The following is a 19,653-nucleotide window of genomic DNA, read 5'->3' on the forward strand; positions in this document are numbered from 1 at the left end:
ACCGGCCAGCACCCGCGTAACAATGGTTTTCTCCAAGGAGGCACCATGCTGAATCGAAGAAACATCCTGCAAAACCTGGGCGCTGTGTCGGCCGCGCTGGCCGGTGCGCGCGTGCTGCTGGCGAGTGGCCCGGTACACGCCGCACGTAGCTACGAGGTGAGCCACACCGAGGCCGAATGGCAAAAACTGCTGCGGCCCGACCAGTACCGCATCTTGCGCAAGGCCGGCACGGAGCCCCCGTACACCAGCCCACTCAACAAGGAAAAACGCGCTGGCGTATTTTCCTGCGCGGGGTTGTGCCCTGCCCTTGTTCTCATCGGCCACCAAGTTTGAAAGCGGCACAGGCTGGCCCAGCTTCTGGCAACCGCTGGCCAATGCCGTGGTGGAAGAAAGCGACACCACCCTGTTCATGAAACGCACCGAAGTGTTGTGCCGCCGCTGCGGCGGCCACCTGGGCCATGTGTTTGACGACGGCCCCAAACCCACGGGTCTGCGTTATTGCATGAACGGTCTAGCCTTGAACTTCACGGCGGCATGAAACTGGCCCTGCGGCAGAATTATTGAAGAAATCGGCCTCCAGCCCAGGAAGGACGGGCGCAAACAGCTCTGTTTTTAATAGCAGTCAAGGCACGACACCCGCGCCGGTGGCCATGCAGCCTGGCTCCCGGATCGCGTCGAGTGAACACATCACAGATCTGTCGCCCCAGAGCCAAGTTTGTTCGAGGCCGCTTCAAGACGGAAGCCTCAAACATGATTTTTTCCAGCGCCGTACGCCATGGCGCGCCTGCAAACTCTCTGCAATAATCCCCAAAAAACAGGGGAGCAGGCATGATCCGTCAGTCGATGTACGCATGGTGCGCTGTGGCAATTCTGGCGGCAGCCAAGCCAGCCGTCGCTCAAACCGTTCCAGGCGCTCCGCCCACGCCGGAGCAGGTGCGAGCAGCCATCAGTTCGGAATTGCCGGCACCTCCAACCGGCTTCAGCTGGCAACTCTACAAGAACACCGTGTTTTTGAAGCCTGCCGGCTGGCACGAGCGGGAAGGAAAACCCGCCCCAGGCACCTTCCCCATCGCCACTTACGCCACAAGCCCGGAACCCTTTTCCGAAAGCCAGCCGTTTGAAATGGGGCTGACCGTACAGGTCATCAGCGCTACCCAGCGATTGAGGGGTATTGAGGCAAAAAAAGCCGTTCTTCTTTATCTCAAACCCATCCTGGACTCCCACAAAAGGGAAGACTTTTCTATCTTCGATCAGAAGCCCAGCGGCGACTATGAACGCACGGTCTTGCGTTACCGCGACGCACCGCCCGGCCTCAAGCCCGTCATCATTCACAAGTTCATTCTCGCGAACAACGTGACCGACAGCATGCACATCTTTACCTTCGAAAGTCCTGAAACCAGCTGGAACGAGAACTGGGAAAAATACGGAACCCCTGTCATCAGTCGGCTCCAGGTGATCGCACAGTTGCCGATCAACTAGCCAGGTAGAGAGTTCAATGCCTGCGCCAGCCGCGTCCACAAACAACAACAAAAATAAAACAACCCTGCAGTTTGCGCTGCAGGCCGAGTGGGCGCAGTGGCTGGCCGCGCATCATGCCGACTCTGCGGGTATCTGGCTGCGCCATGCAAAAAAAGGCGCGCCGAAATCAACCCTGTCGCACGCTGAAGCGCTAGAGGTGGCACTTTGTTTTGGCTGGATCGACAGCCAGAGAAAGGGCGAAAGCGAACATTACTACCTTCAGCGCTGGAGCCCGCGCGGTGCCAAGAGCATCTGGTCAAAGATCAACCGCGAAAAAGCGCTGGCCTACATCCAGAGCGGGCACATGCAGCCCTCCGGCCTGGCGGAAATTGAACGCGCACGCAAGGATGGGCGTTGGGACGCCGCCTACGATCCCGCCAGCCGAGCAGAAATACCACCCGACCTGCAGGCCGCACTGGATGCCCTGCCCGGCGCGGAAAAATTCTTTGCCACTGTGAGCGCGCAGAACCGGTATGCCGTGTTGTTTCGGGTGCAGACGGCGAAGAAGCCAGAAACACGCGCCCGGCGAATTGCCCAGTTTGCGCAGATGCTGGCGCGCGGCGAGACGGTTTATCCGCAACGGCGCTAGCAGCTCTGTTTTTGATAGCGTCGCTGCACCACACATCCGCGTGACGCCCACCGACGCTCAGCCACCAGCACCTTGTCAAAGTAAGTGGTGTCGCACGGCCCGCCCTTCGGCAGCAGCGCATAAGCCGGAATCACCCCCACACGCTGCCAGCCCAGCCGCGCATACAGGCGCTCAACCTAAGGCAAGGTGCCATCCGCCACACGCTGGTAACGCACCTCGCGTTTTCGAACGTTGTCGATGCCTATGAACTCGTTGCGCGACTCGAACCTGATCTCGAAGGCCGTGTACGGAAAGGCCGGCGCGGAGGGCTTGCGGCCATCGATGCTGGTGTAGCGCCGCTTGAGGTTGGTGCCGTCAAAGTGCCATTCACCCACGTGGCTGTGTTCGGCCGTGAGCGCGTCATGGTCTGTGGCTTTGGACATTTCGCTGAAGGAACCATCCGGCGCCAGCACCAGCACACGGCGCACCCGGGTTCCGTTTTCTTCATAGTCCCGCAGCCACGTTCCCGTCAGTTGCAGCTGGATCGCCTCCGCCTGCGAATCATCGGGCGGCCGGTCACAGGCCGCCAGCATGCCCGCCAACATCAGCCCCGCAAAAAGCCTGAACATCTTGTGCATGTCTGCCATTGTGGCTTGCACGTCCATGTCATGTGTGGAAGCGAAGGATTGGCGGGTCACGCCCGCCTTTGAACATCGGTGGACTGAGGTGCCTGCCCATTCCAGGCGAAGCCGGCGGGCAAGCAGCCGCACCGAACTCAGGCTGGCAGAACTGGGGTTTAGGCTGATTTTTAGATGGAATCTGGCTGCAGCCCAGGTGGAATGGGCGCAAGCAGCTATTATTTTTATAGCCAGCAGAACACGTTATGGCCGGAGCGTCATCGATGCCTGCATAGGCTGGGATGCCACCGTGCAGGTACCGGCCACGCTGGCGGCGGCAACCCTGCGCTCAAGCTGAACCCGAACATGACCGGGGTGGCGGCAACGATCCACCTGATCGAGCCGTACCGCGAACAAAAGCAGCGCCGGACGATCTGAATTCAGGCCGTTGAGCGACCTCCTCAGCAGGCCATCGATCGCAGGCATGCGGCCTAAAATGACCCGCTCACCCTCAGCAAGCCCTTGGAGCACGCGATGATCGTCGAACGCATCTGGACCGCTAACGCCTACCGCAACTTCAATTACCTGATCGCCTGCCCCGAAACCGGCGAAGCGCTGGCGATTGACCCGCTGGACCACGAAAAGACACTGGCCACCGCCAAGGTCAAGGGCTGGCAGATCACCCAGGTCCTCAATACCCACGAGCACCACGACCACACCGGCGGCAACGCGGCCGTGATTGCGGCCACCGGCGCCAGGCTGATCGCCCACCACAAGGCCGGCGGACGCATTGCGGGCGTGGACCGGGGTGTGCAGGCCGGCGATGTGATCAAGGTCGGCAAGACCGTCGAGCTGGAATGCCTGGACACGCCAGGCCACACCATGTGCCACATCTGCCTGCGCTCGCACACCGACCAGCCGGCGCTGTTTTCGGGCGACACGCTGTTCAATGCGGGCGCCGGCAATGTGCACAACGGCGGTGACGTGGGCGCGCTGTATGCCACCTTCGCGGAGCAACTGGCCCGGCTGCCCGACAACACCCGGGTCTACCCCGGCCACGATTACATCGAGAACAACCTGCGCTTCACCCTGGCGCGCGAGCCCGACAACGCCGCCGCGCAAGCCCTGTTGCCCAGCGTGGCCGACCATGACCCCGCGCAGTCGGCCGTCACCACGCTCAAGGACGAAAAACTCATCAACACCTTTATGCGCCTGAACAGCCCCAGCCTCATCGCCAGGCTGCGCGAAAGCTTTCCCGACCTGCCGGACCAGCCCGATGCCAGGACGGTGTTCACCAAGCTGCGGGAACTGCGCAATAAATGGTGACAGGCACAGCCCGCATCATGCAGCGCGACCAACAGCTCAGAACGCTGATCCAGGAGAAGCTGCACGCCTTCACCGTGCAGGCGGCCTCACCTGAACAACACAGCGAGCAGCAACATGCGGCGGTGGCCGTGGTCATTACCGACGAAGGCCATGGCGCCGGGCTGCCGGGTTTCCCGCCGCATGCGGCGTGGAGCACGCAGGCGGCCCTGATCCTGACGCGGCGCTCCGGCCAGCTGCGCAAGCATGCGGGGCAGTGGGCGCTGCCCGGCGGGCGCCTCGATGCCGGCGAAACGGCGGAGCGCGCCGCCCTGCGCGAGCTGGCCGAAGAGGTGCACCTGGAACTCGATGCCAGCGCCATCCTGGGCCGGCTCGATGATTTCGTCACCCGTTCTGGTTTTGTCATCACCCCGGTTGTCGTCTGGGCCGGGGCGGCGCAGCACATCCGACCCAATCCGGCCGAAGTGGCCAGCATTCACCGCATCCCCATTGTCGAGTTCCTGCGCGCCGACGCGCCCATGCTGGCGCACGAAGGACACGGCGCGCACCCCGTGCTGCGCATGCCCGTCGGCGACCACTGGATTGCGGCGCCGACGGCGGCCATCCTCTACCAGTTTCGCGAGGTCTGCATAGCGGGCCGGCCCACCCGCGTGGCGCATTTCGAGCAGCCGGCGTTTGCCTGGAAATGAGCGCCCGATAGGAATTACCCGGTACTCATCTGCGTCAAGACGGCAATCGACACCATCTCGGCGCGGTCGGGCCTGTCAGAGCCCGGCATAGTCAATGAAACCCTTGTTGACCTCGACAATCTTGCGGTGCAGGCGGTACACACCACCGCCTTCGCGCGTCTTGCTGGCGTCGGTATTGCCTTCGATCGTGGTCATCAGGCCGCCCGCCACCGCTTCCACCAGGCCGGTGTGGCCGGCGCCGCCGCCGAAGTCCATGATGAAGATCATGCCGGGCTGGACCTGCGAGGGATCGGCGATGGCCTGGCTCTTGAGGAGGCGGCGCGCGCCCTTGGACTGCGCGTTGCTCCAGTGGTCCAGGCAACCGGCGGTCTTGAACATCGGGTTGGCACGATGTGCGGCGATGGCGGCCTCGTCGAAGCACCAGTAAAGGAAGGCGCAGCACCAGGCGAAGCCAGGGCCGAGGCCGGTGCGGCGCAGGTATTTTTCGACGTCGGGCCCGCGGTTCGAATTTTTCGGCTGCTCGCGCACCTGCTTGGCCTCTTCGCCGGCCGCGATCTTCAGCACGCTGGCCAGAAACGAATCCGCCGCCGTGTCGCTGGACGTCACGGTCTCGGGCCCGAACAGGCTGGCCCAGGTGATGGAGCCGACCTCGCCGTCGGGCTTCAGCGGCCGGCCTTCGGCGTCGACGTGGCGCACCTGGAAGAGCTGCACGGCCTGCTTCATCTTGGGCCCAAAGTTCGGGTCGTCGACATTGAGCTTGAGTTCCGCGATCCGCTGCACCGCCAGCATGCGGTTCAGCTGTGTCTTCAGGGCCTTGACAATGCCGGCGTCCTGTTCGCCAAGCTTGATGATGCGTCCGGGGTACTTCATGCGTTCTCCTTGCAGGGTAAAGGTTGGAGGGGATGGCAAGCCATGACGGGGGCCTGAAAGGTGCACCGCAGGCTACCGGGCCGTCGGGAATGGTGCGAGCTGCTCGACGGCCTACTTATCCATGGCCTTCATGAACTCGGTCCTCAGCGCTTGAGTGTCAAAACACGGACTCACCGCCCCCGGGCAAATCGCCTCATACCTCGTTCTCGCCGCCCCGTCCGGGGGGCTGGTCTTGTTGGGCTCAAGCGCCATCGGGCACGAGGCCAACTTGGTAAGGCCCATGGCAATCGCCGTCATGCTATGCCGGCTGGTCGGCTTTCCGTGGAGAAAGTGGTAGCGGGTATCGGCGTAATCTTTGTCGGAGAAGAAGAACCGAAGCGGACTCAAGACTTCTCGCGACTGATGAATGCGGTGGATTTTATTTCTCTGGATATCGTCCAGATTCGCTTCGTCCGGTTGGCTGGCAAACCTTTTGAACGCGGGCTTGTAGTCGACGCCGTGTTTTGGCTCCGGCTCGCAACTGCGTTTGAAGTTTCGAGGTGAGGTGTCGAACGAAACCGCGTGTACGTCGAGACCGGTGAAGCAATACGCCGTGTGTTCAGCAAGCCCACCGCCAAGCGAATGACCGGTCGCGACAAGGGGCACCTGCCCGGCTTCAATTTTCGCGACCAGACCCGGGTAGCGCTCGTCCAGCGCCGTCAGCGTTTCGAGTACGAAGTTGTTGACGCGCTCGTATTGGCCTTTGAAGAGGTTGCCGAAAAACCAGTCGTTCAAGCTGGTGGTGCCTCGGTACGCCAGGACAACTTCTGATGGCAGCTGATCGCCGTCGGACGAACGCTTGACGTAGACCTTGGCTTGAAAGCCTTCACCTTTGGTGATGGCTGGACATCTGCCGTCGTCCCTGGCCTTCGCGCAAAACTCCTGCCAGCCGTCCGGGCGTGCCATGAACGTTTTGTCCTTGTCATAAGCGTCGTTGCTGAAGATGGCGTATCCGATTGTTTCCTGCGCAAGTTTGTGCTTCTCGTAGACCAGCGACGCGCCTTTCTCGACCTCAATGGCATGCTGTGGCATGACCGATTCGGGCGCAAGCGGTTTGCAGAAATCCGCCGGCACAGGGGTCGCGCACCCGCAGACCAGCAGGCAGATCGTCACCGAGGCGCCCGCAAGCTTAGCGCGCAGTGAGCTAGAAGCGTCAACGATTTCCATCGTTATCTCCTCGTAGGCCATCCATCCCGATACGCTGGACGAATGCCCGAATGTGCTCGTCACGCCGACGCGTGTCAAGGTCGCCTGTCGCCTCATTCTTGCCGCCACGGGCTGTGTATCGATACAGCGCGAATCCGCCTTGATGATGGTGTCGCGTCATTTCCCCTTGTCGCAAAGCGGCAAGCGCGTGCGCGCTTGCATGGCGCCACGCCTTGCCGCCAGAATGGCTGGACACTGCCAGCCAACATCGAACGCGCAGGAGGTATTGCCATGCAGGCCCATCCGTTTCACCTCAGTCGGCGCAGCGCTCTGGTGGCGCTGCCCGCCGTCCTTTTATTCTCCCGCACCGGACGCACACAGGCGCCAAGCACTCGCCTGCAATCCTGGCCACTCAACACGCCGCGCCCCACGGGCATTCACGACCTGGCGCCCGCGCCCGATGGCGGCGTGTGGTTCTCGGCGCAGCGCAGCGGCCACCTGGGCTGGTTTGACCCGCGCACGGGCAAGTCGGAACTGATTGCCTTAGGCAGCGGCTCGTCACCGCACGGCGTCATTGCCGGGCCCGACGGCGCGGCCTGGTTGACCGACGGCGGGCAAAACGCCATCGTGCGCGTGAGCTGGCCGGCGCGCGAGGTCAAGCTTTTTCCCCTGCCCGCCGGCACGCCCAATGCCAACCTCAACACCTGCGCTTTTGATGGCGACGGCGACCTGTGGTTTACCGGGCAAAACGGCTACGTCGGCAAGGTGGCCGTGCGCAGCGGCGTGGTCAGCGTGAAAGAGTCACCGCGCGGACGCGGGCCCTACGGCATCTGCGCCACGCCCAAAGGCGAGATCTGGTGGTGCTCGCTGGCCGGCTCCTTCATCGCGCAGATCGACCGCCAAACCGGCAACTCGCGCATCGTCGAGCCGCCCACCCCGCGCCAGGGCGCGCGTCGCGTCTGGTCTGACAGTCGCGGCCGCATCTGGGTGTCCGAATGGAACAGCGGCAACCTCTCGGTCCATGACCCGGCGCTGGGCACGGGTGCCAACAGCTGGCGCACCTGGAAAGCGCCGGGGACCGAGCCGCACGTGTACGCCGTCTACGTGGACGACAAAGACATGGTCTGGGCCTCGGAATGGAGCCACAACGCCATGCTGCGCTTCGACCCGCGCAGCGAGAAGTTCGAGGCAATCCCCCTGCCGCGCCCCGCCGCCAGCATCCGCCAGATCCTGGGCCGGCCTGGCGAGGTCTGGCTGCCGGAGAGCGGGACGGAGTTTATTTCGGTGATTCGGACGGGGTGAGTGCCACGAGGACTTCTTCTCAAACTCGCCAGCATCACCACTTCAACTTCTTCTGAACCTCGCCATACATGGGGTCTCGCCTCCATTCAGCCCCACTTTGGGGATAGGGCTTTATAAAATCCAGGCCAGGACCAACAGGCACATCAGGCGACAGGCTATCGACCGTCAAAAATTTACCAGAGGGCAGCATCAACTTCCCACTTTCATACCGTATTGCAGCAAGGTCCTTGCCGGGCCCCATCGGTCGGATGGTGTACACACTCGCATTGCCGCTATCGGAGGTATTGCCTACCAGCAACGCTCCGTTTAGTTCCTTCAATGTGCCCGCTAACCATGCGGCGCCACTGGTGGTCTGGCCGTCAATAAGCACGAACCAACGAGGCGCCTCAGACCAGGCTCGAATTTCGGCCGCACTTGGTTCGGCCACTCGCCTGATCGCATATTCGTAACGATCCAAGTGATCTTCCAGCGAGGCGTCTTGGAACATCGAGCCAGTACGGTACTTTACCGGCAACCATCTCCCCCGTTTCTCGTTCTGTCCCATTACAGCAGCCAACCAATGTGCTGTCTGCAGTAATCCTCCGGGATTACCTCGCAAGTCCAGAACCTTCGTCACACGCGGATCAATCTGGCTACCTCGCAGAGCTTCAAGAAACAGCCATTTCGTATTCTTTTCAAAACGCGCTATCCGCATATAGACATGATCTGGCATTCGCTCAACCACAACCTTGCTATCAATTGAAGATGGTGTCCTCTGAACTATGCGAGTTTCCATCCGATTTTCACGCCGAGATCGCCAAATCAGCTGGACAACCATGTTCTTCGAATCGCCAACAGCATCTTCCAACTGAGCAAATGAAAGCCCCGTCAACTGAACCCCGTCTAGACTCAACAGTACATCCCCCGTCTCAACACCTGCCACAGCAGCAGGCAAGCCGGCAATCGCCTCACGCACGACCCACGCCTCGTCCAGTCTTGCCAAAATCAGACCCAGGCCATAAGCATGGGTCTTGCCCGGTCGTTGAAGTTCTTCAAGGGTGTAGTACCGGCTGCGCGGACCTGCCGTTTTCATCATCCTCCCTATGCACTGATGAAACCATGTGTTGGCATCGCTGTCTGTGGCCAAGCGCAGACTACTTATATGCTCCAGCACAGCAAGACGGACGCTATTAATATCCTTAGTACCACTTAGTAACTTAGCCGGTGACGACGTCTGGGTACAGGATTCAAATAACTCCGGGTAACTGAAAATTGCCAAGGCATTTTCTGTTAGGACTGCCATCACCGCGGCTATTTCCGAAGCGCGGCGCGAGGGGCTATTGGACGGTTCCGTAGGTTGAGCGAAGACCTGCAAAGACAGAGCAGACAGGGTCCAAACCATCCATGCAAAACGCGTCACAGGGCTTTCCCCAACCGCCCCACGCCCTCTTCAATCTTGGTCACATCCGCCGTCGCAAAACTAAGCCTGAACGTCGCCACATCCGGCTGGCTCGCATAAAAACGGCGCGCCGGGCACAAAGGCCACACCCTGCTCAATCGCCTTCTTCGCGAACTCGCCGGCGTCTTGGGTCTTGCCGCCCGCACCCGTGAGCCGGGCCCAGAAGAACAGGCCGCCTTGCGGTTGGGTGAATTCCACCGCGTCACCCAGCTCGCGTTTGAGCGCGGCGCCCATGGCCAGCGCGCGCTCGCCGTAGACCTTGCGCACGCGGGCCAGAGTGGCGGGCATACGGCCGGCTTTGAGGTATTGCGCGGCGGTGGCCTGGGCGAAGGTGCTGGTGTGGGCGTCGCTGAACTGTTTGCACATGGTGGCTTTGGCCAGCAGTTCGGCGGGGCCAATCATCCAGCCCACACGCAGGCCGGGGCTGAGCACCTTGCTCATGCTGCCGCAGTGGGCGATCAGCTCGCGGCTGCCGGGCACGTCTTTGCTCAGTGACAGGATGGACGGCGGCGGTGGCGCGTCGAAGTACAGGTCGCCGTAAGGGTCGTCTTCAACGATCAGGGTGTTGTACTTGACGGCCAGTTCCAGCACTTTTTTGCGGCGCTCCAGGCTTAAGGTCGCGCCGCTGGGGTTGCCGAAGGTGGGGATCAAATACACAAACTTGGGTTTGTGCTCGGCCATCAGTTGTTCCAGCTCGTCGGTCTTGACGCCGTTGGCGTCGATGGGCGCGCTGATGACTTCGGCGCCGTAGAGGCGGAAACACTGGATGGTGGCCAGGAAGGTCGGGCCTTCGACAATCACCTTGTCGCCGGGGCCAATCATGGTTTTGCCCAGCAGGTCCAGCGCCTGCTGGCTGCCGGTGGTGACGATCAGGCCTTCGGGCGCCACGTCCACACCCTTGGTGCCCATGAAGGCGGCGAGTTGTTCGCGCAGCGGGTTGTAACCTTCGGTGGCGCCGTATTGCAGCGCCATGCCCGGCTCGTCCTTCAGCGCCTGGTTGACGGCGGCCTGGATGCCGTCCACGTCGAACATGGCGCTGTCCGGAAAACCGCCGGCAAAACTGATGATGCCGGGCTTGCCCAGCAGCTTGAACAGCTCGCGGATGGCGGAGGTTTCTACGTTGTTGAGGCGGTCGGCAAAAGGCAGGGATGGAGCTTGCATGGGTGGAGTACGTTGGTTAGCTACAAAAGACAAACGATCCCCAAGTCTAAGCCAGCCAGAGCGCCTGTTGGCGGCTTTGAAGCCGGCCCGCCATTGTGGTTACAGTGGCGGCATGAAAACTGCCGACATTGCCTCGTTTTTTGCCACCCTGAAAGCCGCCAACCCGATGCCGGTGACCGAGCTGGAATACACCAGCGTGTTTGAACTGCTGACCGCCGTGCTGCTGTCGGCGCAGGCCACCGATGTGGGTGTGAACAAGGCCACACGCAAGCTGTTTCCGGTGGCCAACACGCCGCAGGCGATTCTGGACCTGGGCCTGGACGGCCTGGAGAACTACATCAAGACCATTGGCCTGTACCACAGCAAGGCCAAACACCTGCTGCAGACCTGCCGCATGCTGGTGGACCTGCATGGCGGCCAGGTGCCGCGCAGCCGCGAGGCGCTGGAGGCCCTGCCCGGCGTGGGCCGCAAGACCGCCAACGTGGTGCTGAACTCGGCCTTTGGCGAAGCCACCATGGCGGTGGACACGCATATCTTTCGCATGGGCAACCGCACCGGGCTGGCGCCGGGCAAGACCCCGCTGGAGGTGGAGAAAAAACTGCTCAAACGTATTCCGCCCGAGTACCTGGTGGACGCGCACCACTGGCTGATCCTGCACGGGCGTTATGTGTGTGTGGCGCGCAAACCGATGTGCTGGCAGTGCGCGGTGGCGCCGTATTGCGACTTCACGCCCAAGACGCCGCAGCCGACCTGACACGGCTTGAGAGACTTATCCGCACACTTGTCATTGCGGGCTTGACCCGCAATCCATGTCACGCATGCCGGGGGGGTGATGCATGCGCTATGGATCCCGGATCGAGTCCGGGATGACAGACTCAGTAGTCGGGGACGGCGATAACGGCAACAATGCGCCATGGACTACTTTGTCTACCTCCTGGCCAGCAAGAAGAACGGGACGCTATACGTCGGCGTCACCAACAACCTGGTACGTCGGGTGTACGAGCACAAACACGGACTGGTCGAGGGATTCACCAGCCGCTACGCCGTGCATCAACTGGTGTGGTTCGAATCCACGCCATCCGTCGAGGCGGCCATCCACAAGGAAAAACAATTCAAGAACTGGACGCGAGCCTGGAAGGTGGCATTGATTGAAAAATCCAATGCAGGCTGGCGGGATTTGTACGACACGCTGCTTTGAGGCGATGCCTCCCGCACAGCATGGTCAATGGTTCATGCGGCATGGATCCCGGATCGAGTCCGGGATGACACGGCTAGAGGGACTCGCCCGCACATTTGTCATGGCGGGCTTGACCCGCCATCCATGCCACACCTACCCGGGGAGTGGTTCATGTGACATGGATGCCCCCGGATCAGGTCCGGGGCAGGCTCCTCAAGTCCGGCATGACAGTTTTTCTCGCAGCCCGGATCGCTATTAAATCAATAGCTGCTTGCGCCCGTCATTAAAGGGCTACAGGATTTTTTTGCTTAAGAAAAGCCTCAATCCGCGTAAATACCGGCCTTCTTGATGACCGGGCCCCATTTGTTGATCTCGGCTTCCAGGTGCGTCTTCAAGCCGGCGGCGGAGATTTTGTCCATAGGCGGAACGTCAGAGCTCAGCTCGGCCAGGCGCTGCTTGACCATGGGGTCTTGCATGGCGGTGCGCAAGGCGGCGTTGAGTTTTTCGAGCACGGGGGCGGGTGTGCCTTTGGGGGCGTACATGCCGTGCCAGACCTTGACTTCAAAACCCTTGAGGCCTTGTTCATTCAAGGTGGGCACATTGGGCAAGGCGGACAGGCGGTTCAGCGAGGTCACGCCGTAGACCTTGACGCGACCGTCCTTGATCAGCGGCACGGTTTGTGTGGTCTGGTCACACAGCAAGTCCACCTGGCCACCGAGCAGATCGTTCATGGCCGGGCCTGTGCCTTTGTAGGGAATGGTGTTGAGTTCCACACCCATCTGGCTCATGAACAACAAACCGCACAGGTGCGACACCGCGCCTAGCCCGGCATTGGCCAGCGACACCTTGCTGCCGTTTGTCTTGAGGTAGGCCTGCAGCTCGGCAAAGTTGGCGGCCGGAAAGTCCTTGCGGGCCAGCATGGTCATGGGCACATCGACCACCTGGCCGATGTATTCAAAGTCTTTCAGCGGGTCAAAGCTGAGCTTGCGGTACAACGCGGGCGCGGTGGCCATGCCCATGTGGTGCAGAAAAATCATGTAGCCATTGGGCGTGGCGCGTGCCACGCGGGCAGACGCAATGGTGCCACCGGCACCGACGGTGTTTTCGACCAGCACGGTCTGACCCAGCGCCTTGCCCATGGGAATGGCAATCATGCGGGCGACCACATCGGTGGGGCCGCCAGCGGCAAACGGCACCACCATGGACACCGGTTTGTCCGGAAAAGCGGCCTGGCTGTGTGCCTGTGTGCCCGCGCCCAGGGTGGTGGCCGCGGCGCAAGCCAGCAGCAGGGTTTTAAATTTCGACTTCATCTTTGTCTCCTTGTGATTGTTTAAAAAATGTACAGCGGCGCTTACCACCCTGCCATCGAGGAATACCCCGGCTTCGCTTCAATTTCCAGTTTGCGAAGCCAGGGTTTGTTGCGCCACGCACCATCAGTTGAACTTGATGTCCTTCAACTCATTCAACATCTTGGTGTACTTCGCGATTTCCGTGCGGTAGGTATCGCCCGCGTCCTTGACGGACATAGGCGGCATGACGGTTCTGCCATCAGCCGACAGCGCGCTCTTGACCTTGTCGCTGGCCACGGCCTTGGAAAACAGCGCGTGGTACTTGGCGATGTCGGCTTCGGAGGCGTTGCTCTTGAGGTAGAAACCCGCGAAGCTCGCGAATTCGAAGTTCTCCAGGCCCTTGTGACGGGTCACCGGCTCCACCCCTGCCAGCGTGTTCGGCACGTTCTTCGAAAACACGGCGATGATGTTCAGCATGCCCTTGTCCCGCATCTCGTCCAAGGAGGTCTGGTAGGGAATGATGGAAAAATCGATCTGCCTGCCCAGCAAGTCCTGCAGCGCTGGCGCTGCGCCCTTGTACGGAATGTGGTTGAACTTGACCTGCTTGGTACGCGCCATGTATTCGCCAATGATGTGGTACAGCGAGCCGATGCCGACCGTGCCATACGACAGCGGATCCGCCTCGCGCTTTTTGGCCAATGCGAAGAAGTCGTCCAGCGTCTTCACACCCAGGTTCTTGCGTGTGACAATGACCAGGTGCGTCTTGGTCACGTATTGCACTGGCAGAAAGTCTTCAGACTTGAATTTGGCCGCTGGGTTAAGGAGTACGGGCAACACGACTTCGTTCTGCGTGCCCTGGAACACCTGGCCCTTCGGGTTGGCCAGAAACTTGTTCACCGCCACCAGGCCGGTGGCGCCAGCAATGTTTTCGACGATGAAACGGCTGCCGGCGTCACCCAGCGCATTGGCAAAGGTGCGCCCCGTCGCGTCGCTGGGGCCACCGGCGGGGTAAGGAACGATGATTCGCTCGGTGTCCATGCTCTGCGCCGTGGCGTTCAGGCCGCAGCCCAGCGCCAGAGATATGGCCAAAAACGTTCTGAAAATAGACTTCATGCTTTATCCCAATTGCTTCATGGTGTTGAACAAAATGCTGGCCTTGGGCACCACGCTGCCCAAGTCGACGTATTCGTCTTCGGTGTGGTAGCCGCCGCCGCTGGGGCCTACCGCGCAGATCACGGCCGCGCCGCAGGTTGAGGCAATGCCGGCGTCGGAGCAACCGCCTGTGAATTGGCCCTGCACCATCAAGCCGTGTTTGACCGAGGTGGACAAATACATTTCGGCCAGCCGCTTGGAGGCGTCGCTCTGTACAAAGGACTGGAACTCTCCCTTGATGGTCAGCGATGAGGTTTCGCCGCGCGGATTGTCTCGACAGATATCACCAATCAAGGTGTAGTAGCGGTCACGCTGCGCCATGTCGGGCACGCGCAGATCAATCTCCGCACTGGCATGGGGCGCCACCGTGTTGACCGACACCCCGCCGCGGATCAAGCCAACGCTCACCGTGACGTCGTCCTCGCGTGAGGTCAGTTGATCGATCTGGCGGATCTTGTCTGCCAACGATGAAATGGCGCTGATGCCCTCATAAAAGTTATTGCCGGCGTGCGCCGCCCTACCCTGAATCTCGAGGCCGAAGAACACGCCGCCCCGGCGCCCAATCACCACGTTACCGTTCGGGCGCCCGGGCTCCGAATTAAAGACATAGGCACTGCGGGTGGAAAAAGCGGCCACCGCCTCGGCGCTGCGCGGCGAAGCGATTTCCTCGTCCGACGTGAACAGGCAGCTCAGCGCCATGTCCTGGCGCCCCATCAGTTGCCATGCATGTAACAGGTAGGCGTTCATCAGCACGCCCGCCTTCATGTCTGTCACGCCAGGGCCGTAGCCGATGCCGTCCTTGACCTTGAACGGTCGACGCGCGGCCTCTCCCGCAGGAAACACGGTGTCGCAATGGCCCAGCAGCAGAATGTTTTTCTCGCGCGCTGCAGCCTCTCCCACCGATGCCGACAAGGCCACCCAGGTCTCGCCGTGGTGGTGCCGCTCACACGGGATATTGCGCTGTTTGAAAAATGTTTCCAGCCAGGCAAGCACCTGGCGCACGCCTTCCTGGTCCCGACTGCCAGAGTCGATGTTGACCAGGGTCTCCAGGTCTTTCACGTACTGGTCAAACTGGCCTTGAAACCAGGTTTCGAATTCCTTCATCTCGTTCCTTTCATCGTATGACTGCTGAACTATCCGCGCTCGGGCGCTCCGACGCACGTTTGGCTGCCGCTCACTCTTTGGACAAGACGCTGGTGCGCCGCAGCATCTGCTTCGCCAGCTTGACCACAGGCGCATCGACCATGCGACCGTCGACACTGAACACGCCGCCCTGTGCGAGCTCGAAACCTGCCACCACGCGGCTGGCCCACGCGAGCTGCTCAGGCGACGGGGCAAAGGCCGCATGCACCGCAGCCACCTGGGTCGGGTGAATACACAGCTTGGCGCCAAAGCCGCCGCGCCGGCTGCGCTCGGCATCCCGCTGCAGTTGCGCCAGATCATCCGTGCCGGGCGTGACACCATCGACAGGCGCGGCCAAGCCGGCGCGGCGCGAGGCCAGCACCAGGGCCAGCCGCACCGGCTGCAACTCGGCTTCGTCGGGCCCGCAAGCCATGCCCAGGTCCGCCTGAAAATCAAGGTTGCCAAACACCAGCCGGGTCACGCCTTCGCCGCCAGCAAGAGAATCCAGCGCCGCCAGGCCAGCGGCCGACTCCAGCATGGGCAGCAGCGCGCAGTTGTGGCCGACACGGGCCGACACGCGGCTGATCTCGGCCGCCGACTCCACCTTGGGCAAGACCACACCGGCCAGCCCGCCTTGCGCGAGCTGCGCCAGCAGTTGGAGGTCATCCTCCTGCCAGGGCGTGCCGTCGGCGTTGATACGCACCAGCACACGGGTTCGGTCAGCGGCCGACAGGCTGGCAAAACCTTGGGCCAGTTGCTGGCGCGCCGCTGTTTTCGCATCGGGCGCCACGGCGTCTTCCAGATCGATGATCACTGCGTCTGCGCCCGAGGCCAGCGCCTTGGCATAACGCTCGGGGCGATTGGCGGGCACAAAAAGAAAGGAGCGCGCCAGGTGGATGGCACTCATGCACGGCTTTCCAGCAGACGCCCGACCTTGGCGCTCTGCGCGATGGCCCACAAGCCATCGATCGCGCGTGCCATCTCGGCCTCGGTCGCGCCCTGGCTGAAGGCCGCCAGCCGCTGCGCCTTGGCGGTGATTTCGTCGCGGCTCAAGGTGTTGCCGGGGTCGCCCTTGGGTTCGTCCACCCGGCCCTGCAGCGTGCGGCCATCGGTGGTGGTGACCGTGACCTTGCCTATCCAGCGGCGCGGGTAGGCCGCATCCACTTCGACGTCCAGCACCATCTCGACCTTTTCACGCAAGGCGACCGTGAGTTCTTCCTGGAAATGTTGGTCGAACTCCACCAGGCCGGCATGGCCAAAACGCGCGACCAGGCCCAGCACCGTGCCCATGGAAAATTTGCTCTGGTGCACGGTGGCCGGGTTGACGACAGGGCCCAACACGTCGATCGCGCCCTGGTGCACATGCGTGACCACTCGCGCCAGATCGGCCGGTTGGAGCTGATGCGCCTGCATCACCTGCAACAGCGCATCGGCCGCCGGGTGCGTGTGGCGACAGGAGGCGTGGTACTTGAAAGACGTTTCGGCTGTGGCCCAGCGTGTGCCCAGGCCATCGGTCAACTTGGCCGGATCGGCGTCGCTGGACATGCCGGCAGCCATGCCTTGCGGGCCTTCGAGGATTTGCGCGGCACCGGTGAAACCGTCTTTCGCCAGATAAGCCGACATCAAACCTGCCGCCGCCGCATGGGCAGTGTGCAACTGCTTGGAATCGGCGGCCGTGCGCAAAAACTCCCAGAGTCCGGCCGACTGCGTGCCGGCCGAACCAAACGCATGTTGCATCTGCGCCGTATTCAACCCCAGCAAGCTGCCCGCGGCGGCCGCGGCCGCCAGCGTGCCGGCGGTACCGGTGGTGTGAAAAACCTTGTAATGCGAGCGGCCCAAAAACTCGCCGACACGGATGCCGACTTCGTAACCCACCACCGCCGCCGTCAGCAAAGCCTTGCCACTGCTGCCCAGGGTTTGCGCCATGGCCAGCGCGGCCGGGAACACCACCGTGGCCGGGTGAAACACCGAGCCGTTGTGCACATCGTCCTGCTCGGCCACATGTGAGGCCGCCGCATTCGCCATGGCGGCGAAGTAGGCGCTGCTCTGGCTGCGGTTGATCAGCACTTCGGCCGCGCCGCTGGCTGGCCCCATGCTGGCGGCAAACCGCGTGATGGTTTCGACCGGGCGTGAGCCCTTGCCGGCAATGGCCGAACCAAACCAGTCCACCAGCAGGTCTTCGGTCTTGCGTATGACAGGTGCGGGGATGGCGTCGAATGTCAGGCCGGCGGCGAAGGCGGCGAGTTGGGCGGAGGGAGAGTGAATGTCGTGCATGATTCTCAATAAAATATGCCTGCAGCCCTTATGCTGCCTGCGAAAATAGCTATGTTATTAATAGCAAATCTAGACCAGCCTACTTGAGCAAGAGGTGCGGCAGCCACAAGGACAGCCCCGGCCAGTAGGTGACGACGCCGAGGAAACCCAGCATCGCCAGCAGCCACGGCCAGACCGCCACCGTGAGTTCGGTGATGCCCATCTTGGTGATGCCGCTGGCCACATACAGATTCAGGCCCACCGGCGGGTGGCACATGCCGACCTCCATGTTGACGACCATCATGATGCCGAAGTGAACCGGATCGATACCGAGCTTGACGGCCACCGGGAACAGGATGGGCGCGAAGATCAGCACAATCGACGAAGGCTCCATGAAGTTACCCGCGACCAGAAGAATCACATTGCACGCCAGCAGGAAGCTGACGGTCCCCAGCCCCTGGCCGACCATCCAGTTGCCCAGGCTTTGCGGAATGTTCTCGTTGGCCAGGATGAAGGAGAACATCACCGCGTTGGTGATGATGTAAAGCAGCATCGCGCTCATGTTGGCCGAACTGAGCAGCACCCGGGGCACGTCCTTGAGCGTCAGGTCTTTGTAGACAAACACAGCGACAAAAAATGCATACACCGCGCTCATCGCGGCGGCCTCGGTCGGCGTGAAGATGCCGGTGTAGATGCCGCCCATCACCACCACGATCAACAGCAGGCCCCAGATCGCCTCGCGAAACGCCTTGGCGCGCGCGCGCCAGCTCATCCTGGGCAGCCGCGGGTAGCCGTTTTTCCAGGCGCGGTACCAGGTCACGGCGCCGAGCAATAACGCCAGGGCGATGCCTGGCACCACGCCCGCCATGAACAGCGCGCCTATCGAGGTGTTGGTCGCCACCGCGTACATCACCATCACGATCGACGGCGGGATCAGGATGCCCAAGGCGCCTGAGGTCGTGATCACGCCGGCGCCGAAGCGGTTCGGAAACCCGGCCTTGACCATCGCCGGCATCAGGATCGAGCCGATTGCGACCACGGTGGCCGGGCTGGACCCCGAGACCGCCGCAAACAGCGCGCAAGCCATGACCCCGCTCAAGCCCAGGCCGCCGTACCAGTGGCCGACCATCGACGAGGCGAAATTGATCATGCGTTTGGCCACCCCGCCGTGGGTCAGAAAGTTGCCGGCCAGAATAAAAAACGGGATCGCCATGATCTCGAAGTTTTCGATGCCCGTGAACAACTTGAGCGCTACCGCCTCGAGCGGCACGCTGGTCATCGTGAACAGAAAAGTCAGCACGGTCAGCCCGAGCGCAATCGACACCGGCATGCCGGTCAGCATGAGCGCCAGCAGCACGGTAAAAATGATGATGCCGTTCATTTGCGCTCCCCAGCATCCATCGGCCCGGTGGTCGCCGCGTCGCCTCCGGCCTCCAGACCCTCCACATGGCTGTGGTCGTGCCGCGGCAATTCGCCAGTCGTCCAGAACTGCACCGCCACTTGCAGGAAGCGAAAACACATCAGGTAGGAGCCCAACGGCACAGCGAGGTAGGCGATCCAGCTCGGCAGCTCCAGATCGGGCGTGGTCTGGTCGGTATGCGACAGGCCCCAGACCAGCCGCGCGCCCAGCGTACCAACCACCGCCGTGAACAGCGCCCCGGCAAACAAGCCGAACAACACAACCTTGCGCCGCATGGGCGCGTTCAGCCGGTTGACCAGCACATCCACGCCAACGTGAATGCCGGTGCGCACGCCATAGGCCGCGCCGAACTTGGCCATCCACACAAACATGAAAATGCACAACTCCTGGGCCCAGCTCAGGTTGATGTGCAGCAACCAGTCCTGCACGCCGGGTATCGGCAGGCCGGCGGCATAGCGGTGAATGACGGCGACAAAAATCAGCAAGGTCGCGGCGCCCATGAGGCTGGCGATCAGCCATTCCTCGAGACGGTCGAGTATTTTCATGGGGCTGTTTCCCGCAGGGGGTTC

The 19,653-nt window shown here is 61.9% G+C and carries 19 protein-coding genes and 2 pseudogenes; 9 read left to right on the forward strand and 12 right to left on the reverse strand.

Going from position 1 to position 19,653, the window contains the following annotated elements; genetic code table 11:
* The first annotated feature begins 45 nt into the window (after positions 1-45).
* The 3 genes and pseudogenes from msrB to ACHMXK_RS14220 all read left to right on the forward strand — a co-directional run bounded on the left by msrB (position 46) and on the right by ACHMXK_RS14220 (position 2,107).
* Positions 46-538: pseudogene (msrB, locus tag ACHMXK_RS14210) on the forward strand (peptide-methionine (R)-S-oxide reductase MsrB).
* 290 nt (positions 539-828) lie between these two features.
* On the forward strand, positions 829-1,479 hold the full coding sequence (locus tag ACHMXK_RS14215; protein WP_397441202.1) for a hypothetical protein: 651 nt from the start codon (positions 829-831) through the stop codon (positions 1,477-1,479).
* A gap of 16 nt (positions 1,480-1,495) precedes the next feature.
* Positions 1,496-2,107: a YdeI family protein gene (locus tag ACHMXK_RS14220; protein ID WP_397441203.1), complete on the forward strand. Its 612-nt coding sequence runs from the start codon at positions 1,496-1,498 to the stop codon at positions 2,105-2,107.
* A gap of 176 nt (positions 2,108-2,283) precedes the next feature.
* Here the strand turns inward: ACHMXK_RS14220 and ACHMXK_RS14225 are convergent, their stop codons facing one another.
* Positions 2,284-2,745, reverse strand: coding sequence for a hypothetical protein (locus tag ACHMXK_RS14225; protein ID WP_397441204.1), 462 nt, complete (start codon positions 2,743-2,745; stop codon positions 2,284-2,286).
* A 180-nt stretch (positions 2,746-2,925) separates the two neighbouring features.
* Between ACHMXK_RS14225 and ACHMXK_RS14230 the strand changes: the two genes are divergently transcribed.
* The 3 genes from ACHMXK_RS14230 to ACHMXK_RS14240 all read left to right on the forward strand — a co-directional run bounded on the left by ACHMXK_RS14230 (position 2,926) and on the right by ACHMXK_RS14240 (position 4,715).
* Positions 2,926-3,141: a hypothetical protein gene (locus ACHMXK_RS14230; protein WP_397441205.1), complete on the forward strand. Its 216-nt coding sequence runs from the start codon at positions 2,926-2,928 to the stop codon at positions 3,139-3,141.
* Positions 3,142-3,237: 96 nt separating this feature from the next.
* A complete protein-coding gene (locus ACHMXK_RS14235) occupies positions 3,238-4,029 on the forward strand; it encodes a hydroxyacylglutathione hydrolase (RefSeq protein ID WP_397441206.1) in 792 nt (263 codons plus the stop codon).
* Between the two features lie 17 nt (positions 4,030-4,046).
* Positions 4,047-4,715, forward strand: coding sequence for an NUDIX hydrolase (locus ACHMXK_RS14240; protein WP_397441207.1), 669 nt, complete (start codon positions 4,047-4,049; stop codon positions 4,713-4,715).
* A 75-nt stretch (positions 4,716-4,790) separates the two neighbouring features.
* Here ACHMXK_RS14240 and ACHMXK_RS14245 read toward each other — a convergent pair whose 3' ends face one another.
* Together ACHMXK_RS14245 and ACHMXK_RS14250 are read right to left on the reverse strand one after the other, a co-directional pair.
* Positions 4,791-5,585, reverse strand: coding sequence for a CHAP domain-containing protein (locus tag ACHMXK_RS14245; protein WP_397441208.1), 795 nt, complete (start codon positions 5,583-5,585; stop codon positions 4,791-4,793).
* A gap of 111 nt (positions 5,586-5,696) precedes the next feature.
* Positions 5,697-6,791, reverse strand: a complete 1,095-nt coding sequence (locus ACHMXK_RS14250) for a hypothetical protein (protein ID WP_397441209.1) — start codon at positions 6,789-6,791, stop codon at positions 5,697-5,699.
* 270 nt (positions 6,792-7,061) lie between these two features.
* Between ACHMXK_RS14250 and ACHMXK_RS14255 the strand changes: the two genes are divergently transcribed.
* The gene (locus ACHMXK_RS14255; RefSeq protein WP_397441210.1) at positions 7,062-8,072 is read left to right on the forward strand and encodes a lyase; all 1,011 of its coding nucleotides are present in this window, start codon (positions 7,062-7,064) and stop codon (positions 8,070-8,072) included.
* Positions 8,073-8,106: 34 nt separating this feature from the next.
* Here ACHMXK_RS14255 and ACHMXK_RS14260 read toward each other — a convergent pair whose 3' ends face one another.
* Positions 8,107-9,471 carry a S41 family peptidase gene (locus tag ACHMXK_RS14260; RefSeq protein ID WP_397441211.1) on the reverse strand — a complete coding sequence of 455 codons (1,365 nt, stop codon included), beginning with the start codon at positions 9,469-9,471 and terminating at the stop codon, positions 8,107-8,109.
* A pseudogene (locus tag ACHMXK_RS14265) lies at positions 9,468-10,656 on the reverse strand (PLP-dependent aminotransferase family protein). Before ACHMXK_RS14265 ends, ACHMXK_RS14260 begins: the two are co-directional and overlap by 4 nt.
* A 127-nt stretch (positions 10,657-10,783) precedes the next feature.
* On the opposite strand from ACHMXK_RS14265, the gene nth reads away from it, so the two are divergent.
* Both nth and ACHMXK_RS14275 read left to right on the forward strand, forming a co-directional pair.
* A complete protein-coding gene (nth, locus tag ACHMXK_RS14270; RefSeq protein WP_397441212.1) occupies positions 10,784-11,425 on the forward strand; it encodes an endonuclease III in 642 nt (213 codons plus the stop codon).
* Between the two features lie 159 nt (positions 11,426-11,584).
* Entirely contained in the window at positions 11,585-11,869 is a 285-nt protein-coding gene (locus tag ACHMXK_RS14275) for a GIY-YIG nuclease family protein (protein ID WP_397441213.1), read from the forward strand.
* 299 nt (positions 11,870-12,168) lie between these two features.
* Here ACHMXK_RS14275 and ACHMXK_RS14280 read toward each other — a convergent pair whose 3' ends face one another.
* From ACHMXK_RS14280 to ACHMXK_RS14310, 7 genes are all read right to left on the reverse strand, one after another.
* A complete protein-coding gene (locus tag ACHMXK_RS14280) occupies positions 12,169-13,158 on the reverse strand; it encodes a tripartite tricarboxylate transporter substrate binding protein BugD (RefSeq protein ID WP_397441214.1) in 990 nt (329 codons plus the stop codon).
* 123 nt (positions 13,159-13,281) lie between these two features.
* Positions 13,282-14,250 carry a Bug family tripartite tricarboxylate transporter substrate binding protein gene (locus ACHMXK_RS14285; RefSeq protein WP_397441215.1) on the reverse strand — a complete coding sequence of 323 codons (969 nt, stop codon included), beginning with the start codon at positions 14,248-14,250 and terminating at the stop codon, positions 13,282-13,284.
* Positions 14,251-14,253: 3 nt separating this feature from the next.
* Positions 14,254-15,393 carry a M20 family metallopeptidase gene (locus ACHMXK_RS14290; protein WP_397441216.1) on the reverse strand — a complete coding sequence of 380 codons (1,140 nt, stop codon included), beginning with the start codon at positions 15,391-15,393 and terminating at the stop codon, positions 14,254-14,256.
* Positions 15,394-15,463: 70 nt separating this feature from the next.
* Positions 15,464-16,318, reverse strand: a complete 855-nt coding sequence (locus ACHMXK_RS14295) for an HpcH/HpaI aldolase/citrate lyase family protein (protein WP_397441217.1) — start codon at positions 16,316-16,318, stop codon at positions 15,464-15,466.
* Complete coding sequence (locus tag ACHMXK_RS14300; protein WP_397442529.1) at positions 16,315-17,688, reverse strand: MmgE/PrpD family protein; 1,374 nt, start codon at positions 17,686-17,688, stop codon at positions 16,315-16,317. The genes ACHMXK_RS14295 and ACHMXK_RS14300 overlap by 4 nt, the downstream gene beginning before the upstream one ends.
* Positions 17,689-17,764: 76 nt before the next feature.
* Positions 17,765-19,045 carry a TRAP transporter large permease gene (locus ACHMXK_RS14305; RefSeq protein WP_397441218.1) on the reverse strand — a complete coding sequence of 427 codons (1,281 nt, stop codon included), beginning with the start codon at positions 19,043-19,045 and terminating at the stop codon, positions 17,765-17,767.
* Positions 19,042-19,629, reverse strand: a complete 588-nt coding sequence (locus tag ACHMXK_RS14310; protein WP_397441219.1) for a TRAP transporter small permease — start codon at positions 19,627-19,629, stop codon at positions 19,042-19,044. The genes ACHMXK_RS14305 and ACHMXK_RS14310 overlap by 4 nt, the downstream gene beginning before the upstream one ends.
* Between the last annotated feature and the right edge of the window lie 24 nt (positions 19,630-19,653).

It is taken from the genome of Polaromonas sp. UC242_47 (assembly GCF_044452385.1).
Lineage (GTDB): Bacteria > Pseudomonadota > Gammaproteobacteria > Burkholderiales > Burkholderiaceae_C > Polaromonas.